We start from the raw sequence: 2,282 nt of genomic DNA, 5'->3' as shown, positions 1-2,282 counted from the left end.
GCAACCTTGCCGTCACACGCCTCTCCCCCTTCACATCGTGAGTTGTCACAAGCAGTGTCAGAGAAATGGGTTATCGCAGGCGCGACACAGCATTGGAGCAGCTACTCTGTTTTTTGGCGATCTGATTGCTAGCGATCAGATGTCACCAACAGCGATTCCTTCTTTTTCTTTTCGTGAACTGAAACCAAAGTCACTTCGTGGGCTTGCTCCGCCTGCAGTGCCATTTGGTGTTCACATCAGCAACGCGTGCATAGACAACACTGACTTGGAAGAGCTGAGTCAATTCAAGGAGTTAACTCACTTATCCCTTGCTAGCACGCCTGTAGGCAACAAAGGCGTTTTTTTGCTCGCTAAGCATGCAAAATTACAATCCATAGACATTTCATCAACACAGATAACAGATTATTGTATTGGCAGCATCTCTCTTCTGAAAAACTTGCATTCACTTAGTGTTGCTGGCACTAAGATCACCGGCGTCGGGTTTCGCACTCTTTCCGCTTGTGCCAACCTCGAATCTCTCGATCTAGGTCGAACCGAGGTAAGCGACAAGAATATTGCTGACATTGCCAAGTTAACAACACTGCGCGGATTGGATTTGCGTAACACAAAAATTACTAGCGATGGTATCAGTCGCCTCGAGGCGCTAAAGGAACTTCGAAACCTGAGATTCTGCGCAAACAAAATTCATGGCAACGGGGCAGCATCGCTGCCTAGCCTGAACAATCTAGCGTATATCGATCTTACACTCACGGATTTTGACGACAGCGACTTGAAGAGCCTATATAATCTCGAGAACCTCCGCAAACTAAATCTATCATATAAACCCGTATCTGGCACAGGCTTCAACAAGTTTCAGCAAGCAAAAAACCATCATCCCTTAATCTAAGCGGCTGCCATATTTCTCTTGATGGATACCAAGATATCTCTAAAAACCAAACTGTACAGCACCTTACGCTAGATGATATCACCACATCTGCCGCCGGCATAGAGAGCCTCTCAGGGATGAGCAAACTCCTCTCTCTCAGAGTCGCATCAATCGATGATGAATCCCTTGCAGCCATAGCCAAGCTTTCGAACCTGAGAATGCTAGATATAACTAAAGCAAAATTATCCACAAAAGCAGCTGATGAACCGCAAGGCAAAATGCCCAAGTGTAGAATATACAACAAATAGATAGATCGCAATACAACATGCTTTTACACGATTGGCCGCCTTGCCAATCAATCGCGTGACTAGACACGCCGTATTCAATACTATCTTTATGCGCTATATTTACCCCCCCCCCTGGTAATCGGCGCGTAATCCAGGTCCACTTCAGCATCGAATTCAGGTCCACCCTAGCAGCCCGTTGATTTATCCCACTTTATCCGCGGGGCCCTCAGGCGGCGTGGCGACTCCGTCCGTGACCGAATCTGCGGACCCAATCCCGGCACGGTCGCCCCCAGCCCGTTCTTCGGCCCCACAGGAGCCGCCGGCGGCCCAAAAGCCGCCCACCCACCCCCTGCAAGGACCGCGGCTTACCAATCCCGGTCAACGTGAGCAGGATTCGGCCCAGGTTGTGACCCGCCACCGCCAGTAGGTAACGCTTCGTCACGTTCACCAACCCGCGCACATGGGTTCGGCGCCCCCCGCCCGTTTCGCACACGTGCGCGAACGTCCGCTCGACCACCTCGCTCCGCCGCCTCTGCAACCGCTTGCTCTTCGGGCGACGCGTCCGGCTCCGGTTGTTGAGGACCGCCCGCCGCTGCGCCTCCGAACGGTTGGACCGCTTGATCGGGTGGTGCCGCCGGGGTTCCGGGATGTACGTCCGCCACCCGAAGTCGGCACACGTCTCCAGCGTCGGGGCCGCGTGATACCCCTTGTCCCCGGCCACCTCCTCGATCACCGCCCCGCTCCCGCACGCCTCCAGGTTCTCCTGGGCCGCGAGCAGGCTCTCCGCCATGGTCGCCGCGTCCCCGTCCGTCCCCAGGCGGATCTCCGCGGCCAGCACCAGGTCGCTGTCCAGATCCACTACGTGCTCGGCCTTGTACGCCAGGTGCGTCGTACCATCCTTCATGTGCGCGATGCGGGCGTCCCCGTCGGTCGAGGATTTCCAGTCCTCGTTGCTCACCTTCTTCCCCTTACGCTTCTGGTCGAACCGACGGGCCGCCTCGTTCGAGGGCTCCTCATCCGGGCCGATCTCCCCGGCCTCACGCATCAACGTGGTGACGTACGGCTTCCAATTCTCGCCCGTATCGCGGCGGACGATCGACTTCATCGCCGCGTTGGCTTCGAGCAGCGTG

Annotated in this window: 2 protein-coding genes; one reads left to right on the top strand and one right to left on the bottom strand. The window is 55.3% G+C overall.

Annotated features, from left to right (window positions below; genetic code table 11):
• The coding region (locus R5W23_RS07010; protein WP_320685724.1) for a leucine-rich repeat domain-containing protein at nt 1-886 on the top strand (886 nt) is incomplete at its 5' end.
• A gap of 492 nt (nt 887-1,378) precedes the next feature.
• Here the strand turns inward: R5W23_RS07010 and R5W23_RS07005 are convergent.
• Nucleotides 1,379-2,282 (bottom strand): transposase (locus tag R5W23_RS07005; protein ID WP_320685723.1); only part of this gene is annotated, 904 nt, incomplete at its 5' end.

The sequence above is a fragment of the Gemmata algarum genome (genome assembly GCF_034097035.1).
GTDB classification, from domain to species: Bacteria; Planctomycetota; Planctomycetia; order Gemmatales; family Gemmataceae; genus Gemmata; species Gemmata algarum.
The sequence above is the reverse complement of the archived record's forward strand: the minus strand, read 5'-3'. Positions and strand labels throughout refer to the sequence as shown.